Genomic DNA, 735 nt, shown 5'->3' with positions numbered 1-735 from the left:
AATAAACAAGTGACGCAAATCATATCCGGTATTGTTTTTCAACAAGTCTCGGTTTAGTTCAAGAATTTCGCCAGCACCTGTTACCACGGTTAAACCCAAGACCCAATCACGGCTCATGCCGTATTTGATAACTTTAATACCGCCCGCATTAGTCGATAGGTTACCTCCTAGCTGACTAGAACCGGCCGATGCAAAGTCAACCGGATAGTACAAACCGTTCTCTTCGGCGAAGTTTTGCAACTGCTGTGTAACAACACCAGCCTGACAACGTACAGCCTGATCACTGGCGCTGAAATCAACGATCTGATTCATGTAATCGAAAGAAACGACCACTTCACCATTGCTTGCCACAGCCCCCGCACTTAAACCGGTTCGTCCGCCAGAAGGTACTAGTGCAAACTCGTGCTCATTCGCTAGCTTAACAATTGCCTGAACTTCTTCAGTTGTTTTGGGGAATACAATCGCTAGAGGCTTAGGCGCATATATTTTCGTCCAATCCTTACCATGAGACTCTAGAGTCTCCGCATCAGTACGAACTTTCCCGTCTTCTACCACTGCTTTTAACGCATCAATTATCTGAGTTTCCGAAGCCATAAGCTTATCAATCCACCTAAATCTGTTAATAACTGTACTCTTACTTCCAAGGCTAGTTAGCTAAAAGGCAAGAAATAACAGCGCTTAATGTTAAATTTAATTCTAGCTATTGCAACTAAACAATTGATATAGCTAGAATTA

The 735-nt window shown here is 43.0% G+C and carries 1 protein-coding gene; it reads right to left on the bottom strand.

Translation table 11 applies throughout. From position 1 onward, the window contains the following. Nucleotides 1–594, bottom strand: a 594-nt coding sequence (locus A3766_RS23560) for an FAD-binding oxidoreductase (protein ID WP_156509080.1), incomplete at its 3' end; no start/stop codon positions are given. Nucleotides 595–735: the final 141 nt, after the last annotated feature.

This window comes from Oleiphilus sp. HI0132 (genome assembly GCF_001635845.1).
This window is presented reverse-complemented; position numbering and strand designations above follow the sequence as displayed.